Genomic DNA, 21635 nt, shown 5'->3' with positions numbered 1-21635 from the left:
TCCGGGGGCCTTTGCCGGGTGCGGAGGGCGGGCTAGGGTCGGCCGCGCAGGCGCCATGCGAAACATGCGTTGCGCATGGTGCAACACCTGGACGGTGGAGGGGTCGAGGCCATGCCCGAGTCGGATCCGCAGCCGCAGTACACGCTGATTCCGGAGCCGCGGTACGTGCGATTCACCCGCGACACCGGCGAGTGCCCGCTGGACGATCCGCTGCTCGCCGTCGGCCCCGGCGCCGAGGGGACCGCCCGCTGGCTGCGGCGGGAGCTCGGCGCGGCCACCGGCTGGGAGCTGCCCGCACCGGCGGCGGGGGAGGAACACGGCGGGCGCACGGTGATCCGGCTCGCGCTCCGCCCCGAGCTCTCCCGGAGCATTGGCGCCGAGTCGTACGAGCTGCACGTCACGCAGAAGCGGGTCCTGCTCGAAGGCGCCGACCCGGCGGGACTCTTCTACGCCGCGCAGACGCTGCGCCAGCTGCTCGGGCCCGAGGCCTGCCGGCGTGCGCCCACGGCGCCGGGCCGCGGCTGGCGGCTGCCGGTGGGGGGCGTCCAGGACGGGCCCCGGTTCGGCTGGCGCGGGATGATGCTCGACGTGGCCCGGCACTTCATGCCCAAGGGCGGCGTGCTGCGCTACATCGACCTGCTCGCCGCGCACAAGCTCAACGTGCTCCACCTGCACCTGACGGACGACCAGGGCTGGCGGGTCGAGATCAAGCGCCACCCGCGGCTCACCGGGGTCGGCGCGTGGCGGCCGCGCAGCCGATGGGGGCACCGGGCCTCGCCGCTGTGGAACGAGACCCCGCACGGCGGCTTCTACACGCAGGACGACATCCGCGAGATCGTCGCGTACGCCGCCGAGCGGCACGTCCGGGTGGTCCCGGAGATCGACGTGCCGGGGCATTCGCAGGCCGCGATCGCCGCGTACCCCGAGCTGGGCAACACCGACGTGGTGGACACCGCCGCGCTGGAGGTGTGGGACGACTGGGGGATCAGCGAGAACGTGCTCGCGCCGACCGAGGCCGTACTGCGCTTCTACGAGGGGGTCTTCGAGGAGCTGCTGGAGCTGTTCCCGGCGGACGTCTCGCCCTTCTTCCACGTGGGCGGCGACGAGTGCCCCAAGACGCAGTGGCGCGCGTCGGCGGCTGCGCAGGAGCGGATCCGGGAGCTGGGGGTGGACGGGGAGGACGGGCTCCAGTCCTGGTTCATCCGGCACTTCGACGGCTGGCTCGCGCAGCGCGGGCGGCGGCTGATCGGGTGGGACGAGATCCTGGAGGGCGGGCCGGCGCCGGGGGCCGCGGTGTCCTCGTGGCGCGGGTACGCGGGCGGGATCGCCGCCGCCGAGGCCGGGCACGACGTGGTGATGTGCCCCGAGCAGCAGGTGTACCTGGACCACCGTCAGGCGGACGGCCCGGACGAGCCGATGCCGATCGGGTACGTGCGCTCGCTGGAGGACGTGTACCGCTTCGAGCCGGTGCCGCCGAAGCTGTCCGCGCCGGCCGCGGCCCGGGTGCTGGGCGCGCAGGCCAACGTGTGGACCGAGGTGATGGAGAACCAGGGCCGCGTCGACTACCAGGTGTTCCCGCGGCTGGCGGCCTTCGCCGAGGTGGTGTGGTCGCGGCTGCCGGAACCGGGGGAGCGGGACTATGCGGGCTTCGAGTCCCGGATGGGAGGGCACTACCGGCGGCTCGACGCGCTGGGGGTCGACTACCGGCCCCCCGGCGGCCCGTTGCCCCGGCAGCGGCGGCCCGGTGTGCTCGGCCGTCCGATCGAGGGAGAGCCCCCGAACGTGTGATGCGGGTGGGGGTGGCCGGAACCCTCCGCGCCCTCATGCGCCCTGCGCGCCGTGCCGGGCCCTCCGGCGGCCGCGGCGGGCCCGCCAGGTTTCCGGACTGTTCGACACTGATCGGAATTCTTCGGACTTCTTCGGAACTCCCAAGGGTTCCGGGACGTCTTTCGTTCTTGGGGGGTGTCGGGAACTCTTGCTCGATTTCGGCGTATTCAGCGAATTCTTCCGATTCGGTCGATTCGGTGAATACGGGGGAAACCGGACGGCCGGGAGCTTCAGGGGGCGCCCGCCGGACCCTCGCGCCGGGCGGTGGGGAAGATGTGCCAGAGTTGCCACGTCCCGGCGGTGAGCACGTACCGTACGGCGGACAGGCGTGAGCGCCGGGACCGGGACATCGGGAAGGGGCAGCTGGGTTGACCACGCACGCACCGCATGCACTGCATTCATCTCAGGGGCCGCAGGCGGCGCAGTCCGTGACGCTGCCGGCCTCGCTCGACGAGGCGGTGGCGGCACTCGCCGCCATGCCCGCCGCCGTGCCCGTCGCCGGCGGCACCGACCTCATGGCCTCCGTCAACGCAGGGCTGCTGCGGCCCGCCGCGCTGGTGGGCCTGGGCCGGATCAACGAGATCCGCGGCTGGCAGTACCAGGACGGGCACGCCCTGCTCGGCGCCGGGCTCACCCACGCGCGGATGGGACGGCCGGATTTCGCCGCTCTGATCCCCGCGCTGGCCGCGGCCGCGCGGGCCGCCGGGCCCCCGCAGATCCGCAACGCCGGCACCCTCGGCGGCAACATCGCCACTGCCGCGCCGGCGGGCGACGCACTGCCCGTGCTGGCCGCGCTGGAGGCGACCCTCGTCATCCACGGCCCGGGCGGGTCGCGCCGGGAGATCCCGGTCTCGCACCTGCTGGCCGGCCGCGAGATGCTGCGGCCCGGCGAGCTGATCGGCTTCGTACGGGTGCCGCTGCTGCACGCGCCGCAGGTCTTCCTGAAGGCCACGGGGCGCACGGGACCGGGGCGCGCCGTGGCTTCCGTGGGCCTCGTACTGGATCCCGCGCACCGGGGCGTGCGCTGCGCGATCGGCGCGGTCGCCCCGATGCCGCTGCGGCCGCTGGAGGCCGAGCAGTGGGTGGCCTCGCTGATCGACTGGGACGGGGGGCGGACGCTGGCCCCCGAGGCCCTGGAGGCCTTCGGCGAGTACGTCGCCGCCGCCTGCGTCCCCGACCAGGGGGAACCGGTGGCTCCCGGTGTACTGCATCTGCGGCGGACGGTCGCCGTGCTGGCACGGAGGGCCCTGGGGAGGGCGCTGACCTCATGAGTGGGAACGAGAACGTGAGCGGAACGACGGGGGACGCGGGTCCCGCCGGACCTGCCGGTACTGCGGACCGCACCGGCGCGGGCTGGGGCTGGGAGCCGGTCCCGCAGGGCGGCGAGTACGACAACGACGCGACGGCCTTCGTGAAGCTGCCGCAGGACATGCTGGACGCGCTCGGCACCGGGGAGCCGCTCGCAGCGCCCGGGCACGGCTACGTGCCGCCGCCGATGATCGTGCCGCTGGGCTCCGCCAGCGCGGACCCGACGGCCACGGGCACCTGGGCGATCCCGGTGCAGTGGCCGGAGGCGGGGGCCGCGCCCCAGGCCGAGACGGGGTCCGGCCCGGCCGCGGGCACGCCCGCGCCGGTCGGCGGGCCGATCCCGGCCTCGATCCCGATCCCGGCGTCGGTGGCGGCGGCGTTCGCGGAGCACGGGCACGGGCCGGTCCAGGTCTCGGGCCAGGTGACGGACCAGGCGGCTCCGGGGCGTGTTCCGGGCCACGGGCCGGGTCAGGCGCCCGGCCACGCCGCGGACCAGGCGCCGGTTTCGGCCGAGACCGACCACGATCCCGGTGCGACCGCCGAGTGGCGGTTCCCGGATGCGGTGCGGGACTCCGAGCCCGTGACCACCGGCCAGTGGACCCTGCCGGAACTGCCCGAGGAGACCGGCGAGTTCCGCCTCGGTGCACCGGAGGCCGACTGGAGCCAGGCCCCGGCGACGCTGCCGGGCGGAGCACCGGCCCCGTGGGCGGCCCACCCCGACTTCGAGGCCGCGCGCGCGGATGCCGTGATGAGCTCGGGCGTACTGCCCGAGGCGCGGCCGGACGCGGGTGAGGCGGGCACCTCGGGCGCGGGCCTGCGGCGGCTCGGCGGCCCCGGTGTCGGCGGCCCCGGGCGCGGCCCGCGCGTGCTGGGCGGACCCGGCGTGGGCACGCTCGCGGAGGGCGAGCCGGTGCATGCGGCTGCGCACGACATCGATGCCGCCCACGGCCCGGCGGCGGAGCCGCCGGCGACGGAGCGGCCGCATCCGGCGACGGAGGCCTCCGAGCTGCATGCGGCGGCTGCTGCTGCGGCTTCGGTGGACGCGGTCGCGGTCGCAGCCGCGGATGTGGCCGGAGCCGTGACCGAGGCTGCGGGGTTCGACTCCGCGCCGGAGCGCGAGGCGAGTGCCGTCGCGGCCGCGGAGTACGCCCTCGCGGGCGGTCCCGGCCTGGGCGGGATCGAAGCCGCTGCCGGCGGCTTCGCGGCGCCCGGGGACGCGGGCGACACGAACGGGCACGGTTTCACGGCGTCCGGCCACGGCGCCGGCGCCGGCGCGGAGGAGTCCGGGCCGGCCGGTGAGCACGGCTTCACGCCGGAGCCCGCCGACACGGAGGGCCGCGGCTTCGCCGAGGCGGCGGGGCCGGTTCCGGATCCGGGGCCGGTCTCGGGCGCGGGATCGGGCGAAGCCGGGGCGGGCTCCGTGCCGGGTGCGGACACCGCCGACAGCGCCGTGGCAACGCCGGATGCGGGAACGGCCGAAGGTTTCCCGCCCGAGGGGCCGACGTACGAAGAAGAACAGGCCGCCGGGGCCGTCGCCCATCACGAGCACCCGCTGGCTTCCTACGTCCTGCGCGTCAACGGCGCCGACCGGCCCGTCACCGGTGCGTGGATCGGCGAGTCCCTGCTCTACGTGCTGCGCGAGCGCCTCGGCCTCGCCGGCGCCAAGGACGGCTGCTCGCAGGGCGAGTGCGGTGCGTGCGCCGTGCAGGTCGACGGCCGGCTCGTCGCCTCCTGCCTGGTCCCGGCCGCGACGGCGGCGAGCAGCGAGGTCCGCACCGTGGAGGGGCTCGCCAGCGGCGGGGAACTCTCGGACGTGCAGCAGGCGTTGTGCAGGTCGGGTGCGGTGCAGTGCGGGTTCTGCGTGCCCGGCATGGCCATGACCATCCACGACCTGCTGGAGGGCAACCACGCCCCCAGCGAGCTGGAGACCCGGCAGGCCCTGTGCGGGAACCTGTGCCGCTGCTCCGGCTACAAGGGCGTCATCGAGGCCGTCCGCGAGGTCGTCGCCGAGCGCGAGGCGACGGCCGCGGCCGACGCGCCTGCGCCCGGTTCCGACCTCGGGGCCGGGCCCGGGGCCGTTCCCGGGCCCGGGAACGCCTCGGAGACGCGCATCCCGCACCAGGCGGCGCCCGGCGAGGGCGGGATCCACCACAACGGAGGCATGGCGTGAGCGGGCACGACGCGGCCACGGCGACGGCGACGGTAACGGTCTCCACGGGCGCTTCGCCCGCCGCGCCACCTGAGACGGGCGAGCAGCGCATTCCGCGCGGAATCGGGGCCTCCGTGCCCTCCGCCGACACGCGCGCCAAGAGCGAGGGCACCTTCCCGTACGCCGCCGACCTGTGGGCCGAGGGCCTGCTCTGGGCCGCCGTGCTGCGCTCCCCGCACGCCCACGCACGCATCCTCTCCGTCGACACCTCCGCGGCCGCCGCGATGCCGGGCGTGCGCGCCGTCGTCACCCACGCCGACATCCCCGGCGCGACCACGCACGGCCGCCGGATCGCGGACCGGCCGGTCTTCGCGCACGACGTCGTCCGCCACCACGGCGAGCCCATCGCCGCCGTAGCCGCCGACCACCCGGACACCGCCCGCCTCGCCGCCGCCGCGATCGCCGTCGAGTACGAACTCCTCGACGCGGTGACGGACCCCGAGCAGTCCTTCGGGGCCCCCGCCCTGCACCCCGACGGCAACCTGATCCGGCACATCCCGCTCCGTTACGGCGACCCGGAGGCCACCGGCGAGGTCGTCGTCGAGGGCCTGTACCGGATCGGCCGCCAGGACCCCGCGCCCGTCGGCGCCGAGGCCGGGCTGGCCGTGCCGCGGCCCGACGGGGGCGTGGAGATCTACACCGCCTCCACCGACCCGCACCTGGACCGGGACTTGGCCGCAGCCTGCTTCGGCCTGGAACCCGACCGGGTCCGGGTCGTCGTCACCGGTGTCCCGGGCGCCACGGCCGACCGCGAGGACGCCGCCTTCCAGCTGCCGCTGGGCCTCCTCGCCCTGCGGACCGGCCACCCGGTCAAGCTGGCCGCCACCCGCGAGGAGTCCTTCCTCGGTCACACCCACCGCCACCCGACGCTGCTGCGCTACCGCCACCACGCGGACGCCGAGGGCCGCCTGGTCAAGGTCGAGGCCCAGATCCTGATGGACGCGGGCGCGTACGCGGACTCCTCCTCCGAGTCGCTGGCCGCGGCGGTGGCGTTCGCCTGCGGCCCGTACGTCGTCCCGCACGCCTTCGTCGAAGGCTGGGCCGTCCGTACGAACAACCCGCCGTCGGGCCACGTACGGGGCGAAGGCGCGATGCAGGTCTGCGCCGCGTACGAGGGCCAGATGGACAAGCTCGCGGCCGCCCTCGGCATCGACGGCGCGGAACTGCGCCTGCGCAACGTGCTGGCCACCGGCGACCTGCTCCCCACGGGCCAGACGGTCACCTGCCCGGCCCCCGTGGCGGAACTCCTGCGCGCGGTACGCGACTTCGAGCTCCCCTCCCTCCCGAAGGACGCCCCGGAGGAGGAGTGGCTGCTGCCGGGCGGCCCGGAGGGCGCGGGCGAGCCGGGCGCGGTGCGGCGCGGGGTCGGGTACGGCGTGGGCATGGTCCACATGCTCGGCGCGGAAGGCACCGACGAGGTCTCGACGGCGACGGTCAAGGTCGTGGGCGGCTCGGCGACCGTCATCTGCGCGGCGGTCGACACCGGCCAGGGCTTCGCCACCCTCGCCCGCCAGATCGTCCAGGAGGTCCTGGGCGTGGACGAGGTCGTGACGGCCCCCGTCGACACCGACCAGCCGCCGGCGGGCCCGGCGGCGCACGGCCGCCACACGTGGGTGTCGGGCGGCGCCGTCGAACGGGCGGCCAAGATGGTCCGCACCCAGCTCCTCCAGCCGATGGCCCACAAGCTCGGCATGTCCACGGAGCTCCTGCAGATCCAGGACGGCCGGATCACGTCGTACGACGGGGCGTTCTCCACGACGGTCGCCGAAGCCATCGCGGGCAAGGAACTCTGGGCGACGGCCCAGTGCCGCCCCCACCCGACCGAGCCCCTGGACGGGTACGGGCAGGGCGACGCGTTCGTCGGCCTGGCCTTCTGCGCGATCCGCGCGGTGGTGGACGTGGACATCGAGCTCGGCTCGGTACGGGTGGTGGAGCTGGCGGTGGCCCAGGACGTGGGCCGCATCCTCAACCCCGCCCAGCTGGAGGCCCGTATCGAAGCGGGCGTCACGCAGGGCGTGGGCGCGGCCCTGACGGAGAACCTCCGCTCCGTCTCGGGCCTGGTCCGCCACCCCGACTTGACGGGCTACGCCCTGCCGACGTCGCTGGATGCGCCGGTGGTCCGCATCGTCAAGCTGGTCGAAGAGCGGGACGTGGTGGCCCCGTTCGGGGCGAAGGCGGCCAGCGCGATCCCTGTGGTGACGGCCCCGGCGGCGGTGGCCTCGGCGGTACGAGCAGCCACGGGCCGCCCGGTCAACAGGCTCCCGATCCGGCCATCGGCGGCGGTCGCGGCGCCCAACTCGTGACCGTGTGACCCGCATTGCACGTGCAACCCCGAGCTTGGGACTGTCGGCGCCGGTCGCTAGAGTGATCGGTAAGACGTATTACGTGCGCGTGCGAACGGGTGCGAACGGGGACGGGGAGCAGCGGAAACGCTGCAACCACGGGGATAACGGGGAAACGGGGAGCCATCGTGGCAGAGGAAAACGGGCTGTCGTTGTTGGTGGGTTCGCCCAATGCAGTGGCGGACGCGATCAGGGCGCAGGCCGCGTCGCAGGCGAAAGCGGCGGCGCTGAAGGTCGAGTACGACTCGCTGACGGAATACCAGAACATGGTCAAGGACCTGCTGGACGACCTCACGGGATCGCACGCGGACCACAAGAAGCTGGCGACCACCACCACGCTGCCGGCGGCCAAGCTCGGCTCGGGCTTCCCCGAGGCCGACGCCCTCTTCAAGTCGTACACGACGGTCGTCACGGAGCTGGAGAAGCTCTCGAAGGGCCTGGCGGACCAGATCGAGGGCCTGGGGATCGCGATCCTGACGGCGGGCAAGGGCTTTGCCGGTATGGACGACGAGCAGAGGCGACGCATGGCCAGCATCGCCAAGCAGGCGAAGGCGGAGTACGTGCCGGAGCGCGACCCGTGGCCGGAGGAGCAGCGCAAGCTGGCGGCCTCGAAGCACCCTGGCACTGCGACTCCTGGCACCGATGGCGGCACGAGGGGGAGTGAAATCTGATGGCAACGAACTTCGAGGGCTACTCGCACCAGAAGCTGCGCGAGATGCGGGCCTCGCTGGACCCGACGGCGGTCAAGGACCGTGCCGACCGCCTCCAGAAGGCGTCTGAGGACATCGCGAAGATCGCGGAGAAGCTCAAGAACCACCGGGTCACCGGCTGGGAGGGCGAAGCCGCCACGAAATTCCAGGAGTGGGTGGGCCGGGCGGGCAACGCGACGCTGCGGCTGAGCGAGTACAGCGCGACGGGCGCGAAGTGGATGGGCGACACCGTCCAGAAGATGATCGAGGCGCGGGACATGCCCGCCTACGACACGAAGGCCGCCGAGAACCTGGAAGCGGCCCGCAAGGCCCACAACGACCCGGACGCGCAGCAAATTGCCAGCCAGGAGCGGAGCAAGCTCGACGCGGACCACCGCGAGTCGATCAGGTTGATGAACAACCTGGCGCAGTCGTATGAGCTGTCGTACGGCGAGATGAACAAGGCGGAGATCCCGACGTTTCCGCCGCCGCCGGCGGCGTTTGTGCCACAGGATTACTACGCTGGTGAAGACAGGGCTCGTCCAGGAGGCAGTTCTGGGTCGGGGAGCTACACGGCATCCGCGTCGTCTGAACCTGGTGGCAGCCGCACTGAGAACGAGCCGGGCTGGGTGCCGGGACACCAGCCGAAGGCGGACGGTACCCCGCCCCAGACGACAGCGCCGACGCACGTGCTCGGGATCCCGGACCGCAACGTGGACGTGGACCTCGACCACGTTTCGACCCTGCCGCCGCCCACGACGACCTTGCCTCCGACGACGGGCACGCCGGTCCCCAACCTCCCCGTGGGACCCGGACCCGGCCCCGTCACCCCCATCCCGCCCGTGGGTCTCCCGCCGATCACCGGCAAGACGGGGCCCGGCCTCGGGCAGCTGCCGAACCTCGGTCCCGGCGGTAGCGGCCTCGTCAAGCCCAACCCGATCTCCGGGCTGCCTCCGCGGGATTCCGGCATCATGGGCGGCCGCCAGGTGCCGACCAGCGGCCCCAGCGCGGGTATCCCGCGAGGTACCGTGATCGGCAACGAAGGCACGCAGACCGGCCGCGGCACGATGGGCGGTCCCCACGGTGGTGGTGCCCACGGCAGCGGCGTGAGTGGTTCCCCTGCGGGACGTCGGCTGACCTCGGAGCCGGGCGGCATCGTGGGCGGCCGCCAGGCTGCGGCGAGCAGGCGCCTGGCTACCGGTGGCCAGCCGTTCACCCAGGGCGGCTCGGGTCTCGTACGCAACAGCGGCGCTATGGGCCATGCCGGTACGCATGCTCCGGGCCGGCGACGTGAGGACCAGGGCGGCGAACGCCCCGACTACCTGGTCGAGGACGAAGAGACCTGGCAGGGCAACCGTCGTGTTGCTCCGCCGGTGATCGACTAGAAGAACGGACGTTGTACGGGATGCACATGCGCAAGGCGACCGCGGCCCTCGTGGGTCTGCTGCTGGCCGGGGTCGCCGCGACCCCGGCCCATGCGGAGACCATTCGCTCGCAGCAGTGGCATCTCGACAGCATGAAAGCCGACGACATCTGGAAGATCAGCACCGGTAAGGGGGTCACCGTCGCAGTGATCGACACCGGAGTGAATGTCGTCCCGGAGCTTGAAGGCCAGGTTCTTTCCGGCACCGCTTTTCCCGCTGGTAGTGCCGAGGGGGGCAGGGACAACGACTACGACGGTCACGGCACTGGTATGGCTGCAGTCATCGCTGCAACCGGGAAGCACCCGAGTGGCGATGGCGCCTACGGGCTCGCACCCGGCGTCAAGATTCTCCCGATCCGCGTGCCCAATATGCTGGAGGAGGCTAACACTCCGTCTTGGGCCGCGGCCATTCGGTACGCTGCGGACTCGGACGTCAAGATCATCAACATTTCGCAGGGTCGAGACGGGACGCCGGAGGATGATCGGGAGCGGGCCGACGCGGTAAAGTACGCCCTCTCGAAGGGCAAGTTGATCTTTGCTGCTGTCGGTAACTCTGGAGATACGCTCAACGAGATCGCCTACCCAGCGGCGACACCCGGAGTGGTGGGCGTCGCTGCCGTAGACACCAAGGGTGAGCCGACCAAGGAATCGCAGCACGGACCGCAGGTCGACCTGGCTGCCCCCGGCATCGACATTGTGACGGCCTGCAAGGGCAAGACAGGGCTGTGCACCACCCACGGCACCAGTGACGCATCGGCCCTCGCCTCCGCCTCCGCCGCCCTGCTCTGGTCCGCGCACCCCGACTGGACCAACAACCAGGTCCTCCGGGTCCTCCTGAACACCGCCGGCAAGCCGAAGGACGGCTCTCCGCGCAACGACTACATCGGCTACGGCATCGTCCGGCCCCGGACCGCCGTGCCCACGCCCGGTGACCCCGGTCCCGCCGATGTCTACCCACTTCCCGACCTGGCGGCGGCCGACGCGAAGAACTCGGCCTCCCCGTCGGCCGGCGGCAAGACGCCCGCGTCCGGTGCGCCCGCGCCCCAGGCCGAGGCCAAGGAGGACGGCGGAAGCCCCGTCCTCTGGATCGGGCTCGGGCTCGGTGCCTGCGTGCTCATTGGCGGAGCCGTCGTCGCTGTTGTCGTTCGGCGCAGGAACGCCTAACGTCGCCCGATGCGGATGCGTCGGACGATCTCGGCCCTGGTCGGCCTCCTGCTGGCCGGGGTCGCTGTGGCCCCGGCCGCCTACGCCCGCACCGCTCGGCCAGAGCAGTGGCATCTGGATGCCATGCAGGCCGAGGACGCCTGGAAGATCGGCACCGGCCAAGGCGTCACCGTCGCCGTCATAGACACCGGCGTCGGCCGGATCCCCGAGCTCGACGGCCAGGTGGTCCCGGGCAAGGACTTCTCCCACGGGTACGAGGGCGACGAGCGCACCGACTACGACGATCACGGCACCGGGATGGCCGCCCTGATCGCCGGCACCGGCAGGCGCCCGTCGGGCGACGGGGCGCTCGGGCTGGCTCCGGACGCCAAGATCCTTCCCCTCCGCGTCTCCGAGGGCGGCGGGAACCTGCGCCTCCACCAGTCGATCGCCGAGGCGGTCCGCTTCGCGGCGGACTCGCAGGCGCAGGTCCTGAACATCTCGTTCGGCGGCCCGGGCAGGAGCGAGGAACTCGACGCCGCCGTCAGGTACGCCCTGGACAAGGGCAAGCTCGTCTTCTCCTCGGTCGGCAACGACGGGGAGGGGACCAACGAGGTCATGTACCCCTCCGGCTCGCCCGGCGTGGTCGGTGTCGCCGCCGTCGACGCCGACGGCGAAGCCACCAGGGAGTCCCAGCACGGCCCTCAGGTGGACCTGTCCGCCCCCGGCTTCGACATCGTCACCGGATGCACCGGCGACTCCGGCTCCGACTCCGGTCTCTGCACCGAACACGGCACCAGCGAGGCCACCGCCCTCGTCTCCGCCTCGGCCGCCCTGCTCTGGTCGGCCCACCCCGACTGGACCAACGACCAGGTGCTCCGCGTCATGCTGGACACCGCCGACAAGCCGGAGCCCGTACACGGCATCGAACGCAACGACTCCATCGGCTACGGGGTCGCACGCCCTGCCACCGCGCTGCTCACACCCGGCGACCCCGGCCCGGCGGATGCCTTTCCGCTCCCCGACCTGGCCGCGCCCGCCTCACCGACACAGGAACCGGCACCTGTACCGGCCCTCGCGTTCCAGGCCCGGACCTGGGAAGGCGCCCTCGGGCTCCTTCCCTGGGTCGTCCTCGGGGCGGGAGCCTGCCTGCTCACCGGCGGAGCCGTAACCGCAATCGTTGTTCAGCGTGTTAAACGCTGATGTGACACGACGAGAAGAGCACGCGATGTCGTTCGACGAGGAATGGTTCACCGCGCGCGCCACTGCCGCGGCCAACGTCTCCATGCGCCTCAACCACGTCCCCGCCGACCCCGGCGGTGGCAGCGGCGATCTAGAGCTCAACCAGGACCACATCGGCGCCATCGGCTCCGAGGCCTACAAACTGCACTCCCGGCTCCAGACTGACGGCAAGCACGCCGCAACGGCCTCGGCCGAGGCCGCCGGTGCGCTCACCAAGGAGAGCTTCGCCAGCGGCGCGGCACTGGCGAAGGTCAACGCCACCTGGGAGAGCCAGGTGAAGACGCTGGTGGCCGCCTGCGCGAACATCTCCAACGGGCTCAACTACTCCCTCTCCTCCCACGCCAAGGACGAGCAGCAGCTCCACGCCGACTTCACGGCCTCCGCCATCGACAAGTACCTGAAGTAGGCGCCCACCATGCTGACGTACGAGAACGTGCTCAACGCACCCGTCGACAAGCTCCGGACGGCCGTGGCCGACTGGAAGGCGATGGCCGACAAGCTCGACGAACTGGCCGAGTCGGCCCGCAACGGGATGAAGGCCAAGTCCGACAAGGCCCAGTGGAGCGGTGTCACCGCCGGCGTGGCGCGCGGCTTCGTCGACAGGACGGCCAAGGAGTTCGAGGACGCGGCGAAGGAGGCGAAGGGCATCCACAAGGCACTGACCGAGGGCCTCGCCGCTTTCACGTCCTCCAGGGACCGACTGAAGAAGATCGCGGCGGAGGAAGCGCCCGCGGCCGGCTTCCAGGTCGGTGCCGACGGCAAGGTCACCGCCACCCCGCTCGCCACCGAGGCCGACCGCAACGCGGCACGCCACGATCCCGACTACCAGCAGTCCGTCCGGGAGAACCGCGGGCTGTGGCAGAAGAAGATCGACGACGTCATCGACGGCTGCGACGACATCGACCGGTCGTTGGCCCGCGCGCTGGCCGCCAACGTCGCCGACGGCCACGACTTCAGCGGGCCGAGGTACGCGAGCCTCGACGCCGAGCAGGCCGGCCGCGCCGCGGACCTGGCCAACAAGGGCCGGGACCTGACGCACGCCGAACTCATCGAGCTCAACGAGCTGATGGCCGACAACGCCAAGGTCCCGGAGTTCTCCAAGGACTTCTACGAGGCGCTCGGACCCAAGGGTGCGCTCCAGTTCTTCGGGTACATGTCCACCGACACGTACGACTACTCGAAGCTCGACGAGCAGCGCCTCAAGGACGTCCAGGAACTCCAGAGGAACCTGGGCCTCAACCTCGCCACGGCCACGAACTCGAAGAACGAGCCCCACCTGCCGGACAGCTTCGCGCAGGACCTGCGCAAGCTGGGCACGCAGCACATCCCGCTCGCCCGGTACGACCAGAACCCGCCCTACGGGTACCAGCTGCTCGGCGGCATCATGCGGTACGGGAACTACGACCCGAAGTTCCTGGTCCCGATCGCCGAGCACGCCACGCAGATCCACGCCAAGGACCCCGACTTCTTCAACGGGACGCGGCAGCTGAACGGCCTCGGCAAGAACATGCTGAACCCGTCCGGGACCAACGGCGCCGGCTACGACCCGGTGGTCAGCTTCCTGGAGGCCCTGGGCCACAGCCCTGAGGCGGCGCAGCAGTTCTTCGACCCCGAGTGGTCCCCACACGCGTACGACCGGGACGGCACGGAAAGGTCCGGCCCGCCGGACCTGGGCAAGGGCGCGGACAAGAGGCCGGTCACGAGCTACCTCGACTTCTTCGGCAATGCGAAGTACGACTTCACCATCGACATGGAGGGCATGAACCCGGACGACCTGAAGAAGGTCCAGCAGTACATGCCGGACGCCCTGGGCCACGCCCTGGAGGCGGCAACACTCGGCCACGCCTGGGACGACCCGAGGCCGGAGCTCCACCGGACTGAGCAGGGCGCCAGGGTATTCGAGACGGTCGTGCGGAAGTACGGAGGAGACGCCGCTCTGCTCAAGGCGCACGAGTCACTCGCGGACAGCGTGGGCAACATGACCGCGGGGTACATCGACGACGTCAACCGGGCGATCGCGAACCAGGACGGGGAGAGCGTCTTCGAGCCCAAGGCCAAGGCAGGCCATGTGGACCTCAAGCTGGAGGACGCGCGGAACCTGCTGAGTGCCCTGGGTCAGCACCCCGATTCCTATGCGACCGTGTCCACGGCGGAACGCGTCTACTCGGCCGGGGTGCTGGAAACGCAAGGGTTCCACGACGGCCAGGTCGACGAGGGCCGCGCACGCGCCTCGATCCGTACCGGCGCCGAGGTTCAGGGCATGCTCGACGAGTCCCGCGCCGAACAGGTCAAGGCCATGGGCGAGAAGAAGCACGAGGAGTACGAGAAGGCACACGAGAAGCAGTCGGCGTGGGTGGAGTTCGGCACGACCGCGGCAGTCGCAGCCGGTGTGGCATTTCTGCCGGCCACTGCGGTGGCTGCCGGAGCCGCGGCGATCGTGGTTCCGCTGGCGGTGGATGTCGGCAGCGGTGCGGTGGAACAGGTCGCCTCCCAGGTGGTCGGCGAATGGTCGGACGATGCGGTGGACAGGCACAAGGACGACGGCGAAGCGAAGACGCACGCCGCCACCAAGGCCATGTACCAGGCCGGTGAGCACAGTGCCCGAGCGCCCATGAAGGAGTTCATGGAGCGGCACGGCGTCGCTCCGACCAGTGTTCTCGGAAACGACCTGACCGAGTCGATGCTCGCCGGGTACCAGGCGGGCAACTCGCGTGCGGAGCAGCAGGGGCACGCTCCCGAGACGGGCAAGAAGTAGTGATGGGCGGACAAGGGCCGCCATGCGCGGCATCCACCGCGGTCGGGGTGGTGGTACTGGTGCTTGCGGCCGCAGCATGCAGCGGGTCCGCGTCGGACGGAACGTCGACACCGAGCGAGCCCGAACAGGTCTCGGCGATACAGCTCTGCGGCGGCCTCGTCTCGTCTGCCGCCGCTCCGGCCTTGGAAAGGGTTCTGGAATCCTCCCGCTTCGTGATCCGGGAGGGCAAGGAGAACGCGGACGTCGCCTCGATCGCGAAGGCGCTGGAGAGCGCTTACCGCGCGGGCAGGATGGTGCGCGACACGTCCATCCCGTCGTGCGACATCTCGGGTGCGCTCAAGGACATCGATTCCGACCGGTACTACCCGACGGCCTATCTGCGTTTCCGCGCCACCAGCAAGAACGAGGGTGTCCCGGACTACATGCCGGGAGCAAAGGACGCGGGTGCGAAGGGCTGGGCAGGCTTTCGCAAACACACGATCGCATTCGACTGCATCAGCCCCCGCGTCGGCTCCACGAGCGAGGTCCCGCTCCGTATTACTGCTGCATTCCGCAGTAAATGGGACAAGGGGCAGGCCGGCGAAGCCGCCCTCGCCTCCGACTACGTGACGCTGGCCCACTCGGCGGCTCTCGCGGTCGCCGAAGCATTGGGCTGCGATGCCCGGGGCGGTCTGCCCGACCGTCCCGAGGGTCTGCCGAAAGCGGAACCTGCATCAAGCGAGAGCCCGACATCCGGCGCGAGCGCGGCCCCGGCCGGATAGGCCGCCCACCGTATGGCGGGAACGACGAAGACCGCCCGGATGCGCCTGTCCGGGCGGTCTGCGTCAGAAGCCGTGGCGGGAATTGAACCCGCGTGCCTCGCATTGCAGGTTTGTCCGCTTTAGTTAGGTAAACCATGATTCGGGTGCGTTCAAGGACGTTCAAGCCCGTACGCTGAGGTTCCCCCGAGATGCGGTGAGTCGGGGGGGAGGGGGGAGAGGAGGGGGGAGAGGAGGGGGCTCTTCGGCCCCTTGACACCGGGGCTGGCGGCGGGTCGGTGCGTGCGCCGGCGCGCCGCCCGGGCAGGTATCCGGCCTGAGGACACCCCCATAGGATCGAGCTGCCGCAGCGATCACGGGAACCGCTCCCCGGGGATCGACGGCCAGGCTCGCTCGGCACCAGTGCCGCGCGCTGCGCAGGCCCGAACGACGGGCCGGCCCACCACCGACAGGAAGCAGCACCCCATGGAACCGCTCGGCACCGGCGACCCGATCCGGCTCGGCCCTTACCGCGTCGTCGGCATCCTCGGCGAAGGCGGCATGGGCAAGGTCTACCTCGGCCGCGACGGCGCCGGCCGACCCGCCGCGGTCAAGGTCCTGCTCCCCGAACTGGCCGACGACCAGCACCTCGCCCAGCGCTTCCTGCGCGAGGCACAGACCGCGCAGTCGGTCACCGGCAGCGGAGTCGCCCGCGTGCTGAACGCCCAGAGCGAGGGCAACCGCCCCTGGATCGCCACCGAGTTCCTCTCCGGGCCCACCCTCGACGACGCCGTATGCCGGTACGGCCCGCTCGGCGTCGACACCGTACGGGCGCTGGCCGCCTCGCTCGCCGCCACCCTGCGGGAGATCCACGCCGCGGGCCTGGTCCACCGCGACCTGAAACCGGCCAACATCGTGCTCACCTCGGCGGGACCGCGCATCATCGACTTCGGCATCGCGCGTCCCGAGCACGGGCTGACCCTCACCACCACGGGCCAGGTGCCGGTCACCCCCGGATACGGCGCTCCCGAGCAGGTGCTCGGCCGACGGGTCGGTCCGGCCGCGGACATCTTCTCGCTCGGCGCTGTGCTGGCGTACGCGGCGACCGGCCAGCGCACGTTCGACGGGACGCATGTGGCCGCCGTGCAGTACGAGGTTGTGCACGGCGAGCCGCAGCTCGCCTCCGTACCCGAGGATTTGCGGCACCTGATCACGCCATGCCTCGCCAAGGACCCGACGCACCGGCCGATACCCGAGCAGATCGAGGCGGCGTTCGCCCCGCCGCGCGGGGCGGACAGGGCCTGGCGCAAGGGGCCGATCGCCGACGACATCGCCCGCCGGGCCGCCGAAGCCAAGCGGCAGACCGCGCTCGACGGGCCGGGGGCCGGATCCGGAACCGGGCCGTCCCGCCGCCGCCTGCTGCGCGGCTCGCTGGCGGCGGGCGGCGTGCTGGTCGCCTCGGGCGGAGCGGCCGGCTCCTGGTGGTTCCTGCGCGACGACACGCGCCCGCTCCCCGCCGCCGGGCCGGCCCGCACCGCGCGGCCGCTGTCCCTGCCCGTCGCGAAGTACGGCCCGCCTCCGTCGCCCCTGTGGGGGCCGCTTGCGGTGGCGGCCAAAGCGGTGGACGGAGTGGTCACGACCCCGCTCCCGCTGCTCGACGTGGTCATATTCGCCGCCAAGGGAGGCGGTCTGGCCGCCCGCACGGCGCACGACGGCAAGGAGAAGTGGCGGCTGCCCGACGTGTCGCCGAAGGCCGGCATCCTCGCCCTGCCGGACCAGGGGTTCGTGACCGCGGACGCCGAGGGTGCACTCCTCGGCTTCGAGGCCTCCACCAGCAGGCAGTCGTGGAAGGTGGCGGGCGCTGACACCGGCCGCGTCCTGGCCGCCGACGAGTCGGCCGTCTATCTGCTGACCCGCGATGGGCAACTGCGCGCTGTGGACACCCGCAGCCGCAAGGTCCGTTGGACGGTCCGGCTGACCCAGGCCGCCGTACAGGGCACCGGGCCGCTGGCCGCGGCCGGACCCGGACGGCTCGTCGTGTCCGGCGCAGACGGCGATGTCGTCGCCGTCGACACCTTGACGGGAGACCCGGTCTGGTGGGTCATCGGCCAGGCGAAGTCCGCCGTCGCACCCCTCGTCGACAAGGACACCGCCTACCTGGGCGGCCGGAACCTGACCGCCCGCAACCTCGCTGACGGAAAGGAAAAGTGGAAGGCGGAGGAGGCGGAGCGCGGCACACAGCCGGGTACCGCCGGCTGGGGCCCGGTGGTCCCGTACGGCGATTACGTGATCGGCGTGGACGGGGCGGCGCTGACCTGGGCCCGGACCGGCACCGGCCTGCCGGTGCCGAAAGCCCACGGCGCGAAGGGGGCGCTCCCGCACACCCTCCCCGTGGTGCAGGGCCGCACGGTCTGGGCGGTCGAGGCGGACGGGCACGGCGTGACGGCCTTCTCCGCCGAGCACGGCGCCATGTACTGGACCTGGGCGCCCGAGTCGCAGGGACCCTGGGCCGTGTCCGGCGCGGGGAACCGCGTCTTCCTCGTCAACGACGGGAAGCTCACGGCCATGCCCACCGTCGACTGATCCCCGACCGCCGGCTGATCCCCCCGCTGCCGCGGTTCCGCCCGCGGCAGCGCACCCGGTTCTCCCACGCCCCAGACCAGCGCTTAGGCTCGGTCCGGTCCGCCACTTCACCGACTCCGGGGACCGCGCATGGAACGCCTACGCCAGGACGACCCGCCGTACATCGGGCCGTACACGACCCTGGCCCGGCTCGATGCCGATTCCACCGAGCACACCGTTCCCGAACGCCGCTACCTCGCACGCTCCGCCGACGGCGAGCGCACCGTCCTCGTCTGCGTGCCCCGGGTCGGCGCCGATCCGTCCCGGTGGGCGATCGAGGCCGAGGGGGCCCGACGGCTGTCCGTGGCCCGGTTCCTCACCGTCGCCGAGGTGGGCGGGACGGCCGGATTCCCTTGGTACGCGGCTCCGTACACGCCCATGCTGCCGCTGTCGGCCGTGCTCGCCGCGTACGGCGGCCCGCTGCCCGAGAACCTCGTCCGCGGGCTCGGCGCCGCGCTCGCGGAAGGGCTGGCCGCCGCGCACGCCCAGGGCGTGACGCACGCGGGCCTGTCACCTGCCGCCGTACTGGTTACCCCGGGCGGGCCGCTGCTGACCTGCTTCGGTGCCGTACGGGCGGCCGCCCCCGACGGAATGCCGCGGTCGGGGCTTCCCGGGCTCGATCCGGGCTGTCTCGCCGCGGAACAGGCGTCGGGCGGCCGGCCCGGTCCGCTCGGGGACGTCTTCGCGCTCGGCGCCGTGCTGGCGTACGCCTCGACCGGCCACACCGTGCCCGAGCAGAGCGAACTGCCGCCGGGGCTGCGTCGCCTGGTGGCCGCATGCCTGTCGCGCGCCCCCGCGGACCGGCCGACGGCGCAGGAGCTGCTGCGCGAGCTCGCGGCGCCGGCCGCGGGTACCGGCCCCACGGAAGTCTCGCCGCTGCCGGACAGGACGGTTCTCGACCACACCGCTCCGCTGCCGCTGCCGGGCCGCGTAGTCGCCGCGCTGGCGGACCAGTCCGGACAGCTGCTCGGCATGGAACTGCCCGCCACACAGGAGCCGTTCACGCCGGCCCAGAAGGTGCACTGACGCCGATGTCCTCCGTAACGCCCCCGTACTCCCCGAACTCCTCGAACTTCCAGGAGCCCCCGAACTCCCCCCGTTTTCCGCTCGCGCCGCTCACCCACGAAGACCCGCAGCAGGTGGGCGGCTTCCGGCTGCTCGCCCGGCTGGGCAGCGGCGGCATGGGCACGGTCTACCTGGCCCGCTCTGCGGGCGGGCGCACGGTCGCGCTCAAGACCGTGCACGCCCGGATCACCGCCGACACCACCTTCCGCACCCGGTTCCGGCTGGAGGCGGACGCGGCCCGGATCATCGGCGACCGGTACGGCGCCCGCGTCTTCGCCTCCGACACCCTGGCCGCGACGCCCTGGCTGGCCGCCGAGTACCTGATCGGACCGCAGCTCGACGAGGCGGTTCGCACCGGCGGTCCGCTGCCCGAGCCGGGTGTCCGGTCCCTGGGCGCGGACCTGGCCCGGGCGATCGGCCTGCTGCACCGCTCGGACGTGGTGCACCGCGACCTCAAACCGTCCAACATCATGATCACGGCGGCCGGGCCCAAGGTCATCGACTTCGGTATCGCGCGCGCCCTCGGTGACGACCGGCTGACGAGCATCGGCGCGGTGGCGGGCACCCCCACGTACATGTCTCCCGAGCAGGCCGGAGGGCTAGAACACACCCCGGCGGGCGATGTGTTCGCGCTGGCAGGTGTCCTCGTCTTCGCGGCGAGCGGGCATGCCCCCTTCGGCGGCGGGCAGGCCGCCGACCTGCTCTACCGGGTGCGGTACGCGGAGCCCGACCTGAGCGGCGTCCCGGCGGGACTGGCGGAATTGCTGGCCCGCTGCCTGGACAAGGACCCGGCGCGCCGGCCCACGGCCGCCGAGCTGGCGGAGCTGCTCGCACCCGGCGACGGCCTCTTCGAGGACGGGCTGCCGCAGCCCGTCCTCGCGGACATCGCCCGGCGTAGCGCGCTGGTCTGGCAGGAACCCCCGCATCGGCTCCCGCCGCCTGCCGCGGAACCTGCCGCGGCAGGCGTCTCGCGGCGCAGACTGCTCACGCTGACCGGAGCCGCCGTCGGCGGCGCGGCCCTCGCCGGCGGCGGTCTGTGGGCCTGGCTGGCCAACCGGGCCCAGGACGATTCGCCGGGCGCCCAGCCCCCCCTGAAACCGGCCCCCACTCCACTGTGGACACGTGACATCGCGCACTCCGACGAGGGCGGCGAGCCGCTGCGGGTCGGCGGCCTGCTCGTCGCGGTCGCGGGGATCACGACCACCGGCATCGACCCGCAGACGGGCGCACTCCGGCAGGACTTCAGCATCAAGCGCACCTGGCGCCTCGTCACCGACGGCACGGCGCTGTACGCCCTCAGGGAGCCCGACGCCCCGGACCCGGCAGCACTCACGGTGCTGCTCCTCCCCCTGGAGTCCGGGAAGGAGAAGTCGCCCGTCGTAAAGCTGCCCGCATACGACGGCACCCACGTACTCAACCAGCTGCTGTGCGTGGACGGCGGCACGGCGTACCTCCTCGCCAAGTCCGCCGCGGGCAACGAGTGGTTCGTGGTCGCGGCGAGCCTGCAGTCCGGCCGCGAACTGTGGCGCCGACCCGCGCCGGCCCCCACCGAGTACTTCGTCACCCGGGAAATCCCCGTCGTGGTGCGCGGCAAGCCGGTGAAGGGCGGGCTGCTCCTGTGCCGCCGCGCGGACGCGGGCGACTCCCTGACCCTGACCCTGCACGACACCCTCAGCGGTGCGACGCGCTGGCAGAGGTCACTGTCCGCGCCTGGCGCGGTGCCCTACCGGCTGGCCGCGGACGATGACCACGTCTACGTGGGCGCTGAGACCCTCCAAGCGCTGCGGCTCTCCGACGGCGCGTCGGCCTGGTCCTTCGGCAAGGGCCGCGACCAGGGGAATCCCATGTACGGGCAACGCCGCTACGGCATCCCCACCGTCCGCGACGGGGTCGTCTACACCGTCGAGGGCACCCGCGGCATCGTCGCCGTGGACGCCCGCACCGGCACCGAACGCTGGTCGGAGGCCCCCGTGAAGGACGCCGTCCCCAACGGCAACATCGCCCCGGTCGCATCCGGCGGCCACGTCTACACCATGGACAGCATCGGCCTGCGCGCGGTCGACATCCACAGCCACCGCCCGGTCTGGCGACACGAAACCCGTGCGGACACCCTGGCCTCCGACCCGGGCGCCACCCAGCTCTACGCCCGCGACACCACCAGACTCCTGGCCTTCCGCATCGACTAGTAGGGCTTGGTCAGGTTGGGGCTGGTGAGGGTGTCCCGCGGTGGCAGGTGGGGCAGACGCCGGTCCATGTCGCGAGGAGGTCTGTAG

Annotated in this window: 14 protein-coding genes; all 14 read left to right on the top strand. The window is 72.5% G+C overall.

The window, feature by feature from the left end; translation table 11 throughout:
- Window positions 1-111: 111 nt before the first annotated feature.
- The 14 genes from ABTY04_RS21965 to ABTY04_RS21900 all read left to right on the top strand — a co-directional run bounded on the left by ABTY04_RS21965 (window position 112) and on the right by ABTY04_RS21900 (window position 21548).
- Entirely contained in the window at window positions 112-1788 is a 1677-nt protein-coding gene (locus ABTY04_RS21965; RefSeq protein WP_352215044.1) for a beta-N-acetylhexosaminidase, read from the top strand.
- 407 nt (window positions 1789-2195) lie between these two features.
- Window positions 2196-3098: an FAD binding domain-containing protein gene (locus ABTY04_RS21960; RefSeq protein WP_502996690.1), complete on the top strand. Its 903-nt coding sequence runs from the start codon at window positions 2196-2198 to the stop codon at window positions 3096-3098.
- A gap of 14 nt (window positions 3099-3112) precedes the next feature.
- Window positions 3113-5305 carry a 2Fe-2S iron-sulfur cluster-binding protein gene (locus ABTY04_RS21955; protein ID WP_352215043.1) on the top strand — a complete coding sequence of 731 codons (2193 nt, stop codon included), beginning with the start codon at window positions 3113-3115 and terminating at the stop codon, window positions 5303-5305.
- Window positions 5302-7647, top strand: coding sequence for a xanthine dehydrogenase family protein molybdopterin-binding subunit (locus ABTY04_RS21950; protein ID WP_352215042.1), 2346 nt, complete (start codon window positions 5302-5304; stop codon window positions 7645-7647). The genes ABTY04_RS21955 and ABTY04_RS21950 overlap by 4 nt, the downstream gene beginning before the upstream one ends.
- Window positions 7648-7814: 167 nt before the next feature.
- The gene (locus ABTY04_RS21945; protein ID WP_352215041.1) at window positions 7815-8357 is read left to right on the top strand and encodes a DUF2563 family protein; all 543 of its coding nucleotides are present in this window, start codon (window positions 7815-7817) and stop codon (window positions 8355-8357) included.
- Window positions 8357-9760: a WXG100 family type VII secretion target gene (locus ABTY04_RS21940; RefSeq protein WP_352215040.1), complete on the top strand. Its 1404-nt coding sequence runs from the start codon at window positions 8357-8359 to the stop codon at window positions 9758-9760. The genes ABTY04_RS21945 and ABTY04_RS21940 overlap by 1 nt, the downstream gene beginning before the upstream one ends.
- A gap of 20 nt (window positions 9761-9780) precedes the next feature.
- Window positions 9781-10962, top strand: a complete 1182-nt coding sequence (mycP, locus tag ABTY04_RS21935) for a type VII secretion-associated serine protease mycosin (protein WP_352215039.1) — start codon at window positions 9781-9783, stop codon at window positions 10960-10962.
- A gap of 9 nt (window positions 10963-10971) precedes the next feature.
- Window positions 10972-12144 carry a type VII secretion-associated serine protease mycosin gene (gene mycP / locus ABTY04_RS21930; protein ID WP_352215038.1) on the top strand — a complete coding sequence of 391 codons (1173 nt, stop codon included), beginning with the start codon at window positions 10972-10974 and terminating at the stop codon, window positions 12142-12144.
- Window positions 12145-12169: 25 nt separating this feature from the next.
- Entirely contained in the window at window positions 12170-12589 is a 420-nt protein-coding gene (locus ABTY04_RS21925) for a hypothetical protein (RefSeq protein WP_352215037.1), read from the top strand.
- 9 nt (window positions 12590-12598) lie between these two features.
- Window positions 12599-14938: a hypothetical protein gene (locus tag ABTY04_RS21920; RefSeq protein WP_352215036.1), complete on the top strand. Its 2340-nt coding sequence runs from the start codon at window positions 12599-12601 to the stop codon at window positions 14936-14938.
- A gap of 47 nt (window positions 14939-14985) precedes the next feature.
- Window positions 14986-15699, top strand: a complete 714-nt coding sequence (locus ABTY04_RS21915) for a hypothetical protein (RefSeq protein ID WP_352215035.1) — start codon at window positions 14986-14988, stop codon at window positions 15697-15699.
- 462 nt (window positions 15700-16161) lie between these two features.
- Entirely contained in the window at window positions 16162-18258 is a 2097-nt protein-coding gene (locus tag ABTY04_RS21910; RefSeq protein ID WP_352215034.1) for a serine/threonine-protein kinase, read from the top strand.
- Window positions 18259-18387: 129 nt separating this feature from the next.
- A complete protein-coding gene (locus ABTY04_RS21905) occupies window positions 18388-19323 on the top strand; it encodes a protein kinase family protein (protein ID WP_352215033.1) in 936 nt (311 codons plus the stop codon).
- 5 nt (window positions 19324-19328) lie between these two features.
- Entirely contained in the window at window positions 19329-21548 is a 2220-nt protein-coding gene (locus tag ABTY04_RS21900; protein WP_352215032.1) for a protein kinase domain-containing protein, read from the top strand.
- Window positions 21549-21635 lie beyond the last annotated feature (87 nt).

Origin of the sequence: Streptomyces sp. NPDC097981, from assembly GCF_040302565.1 — a bacterium.
Taxonomy (GTDB): Bacteria; Actinomycetota; Actinomycetes; order Streptomycetales; family Streptomycetaceae; genus Streptomyces.
The sequence above is the reverse complement of the archived record's forward strand: the minus strand, read 5'-3'. Positions and strand labels throughout refer to the sequence as shown.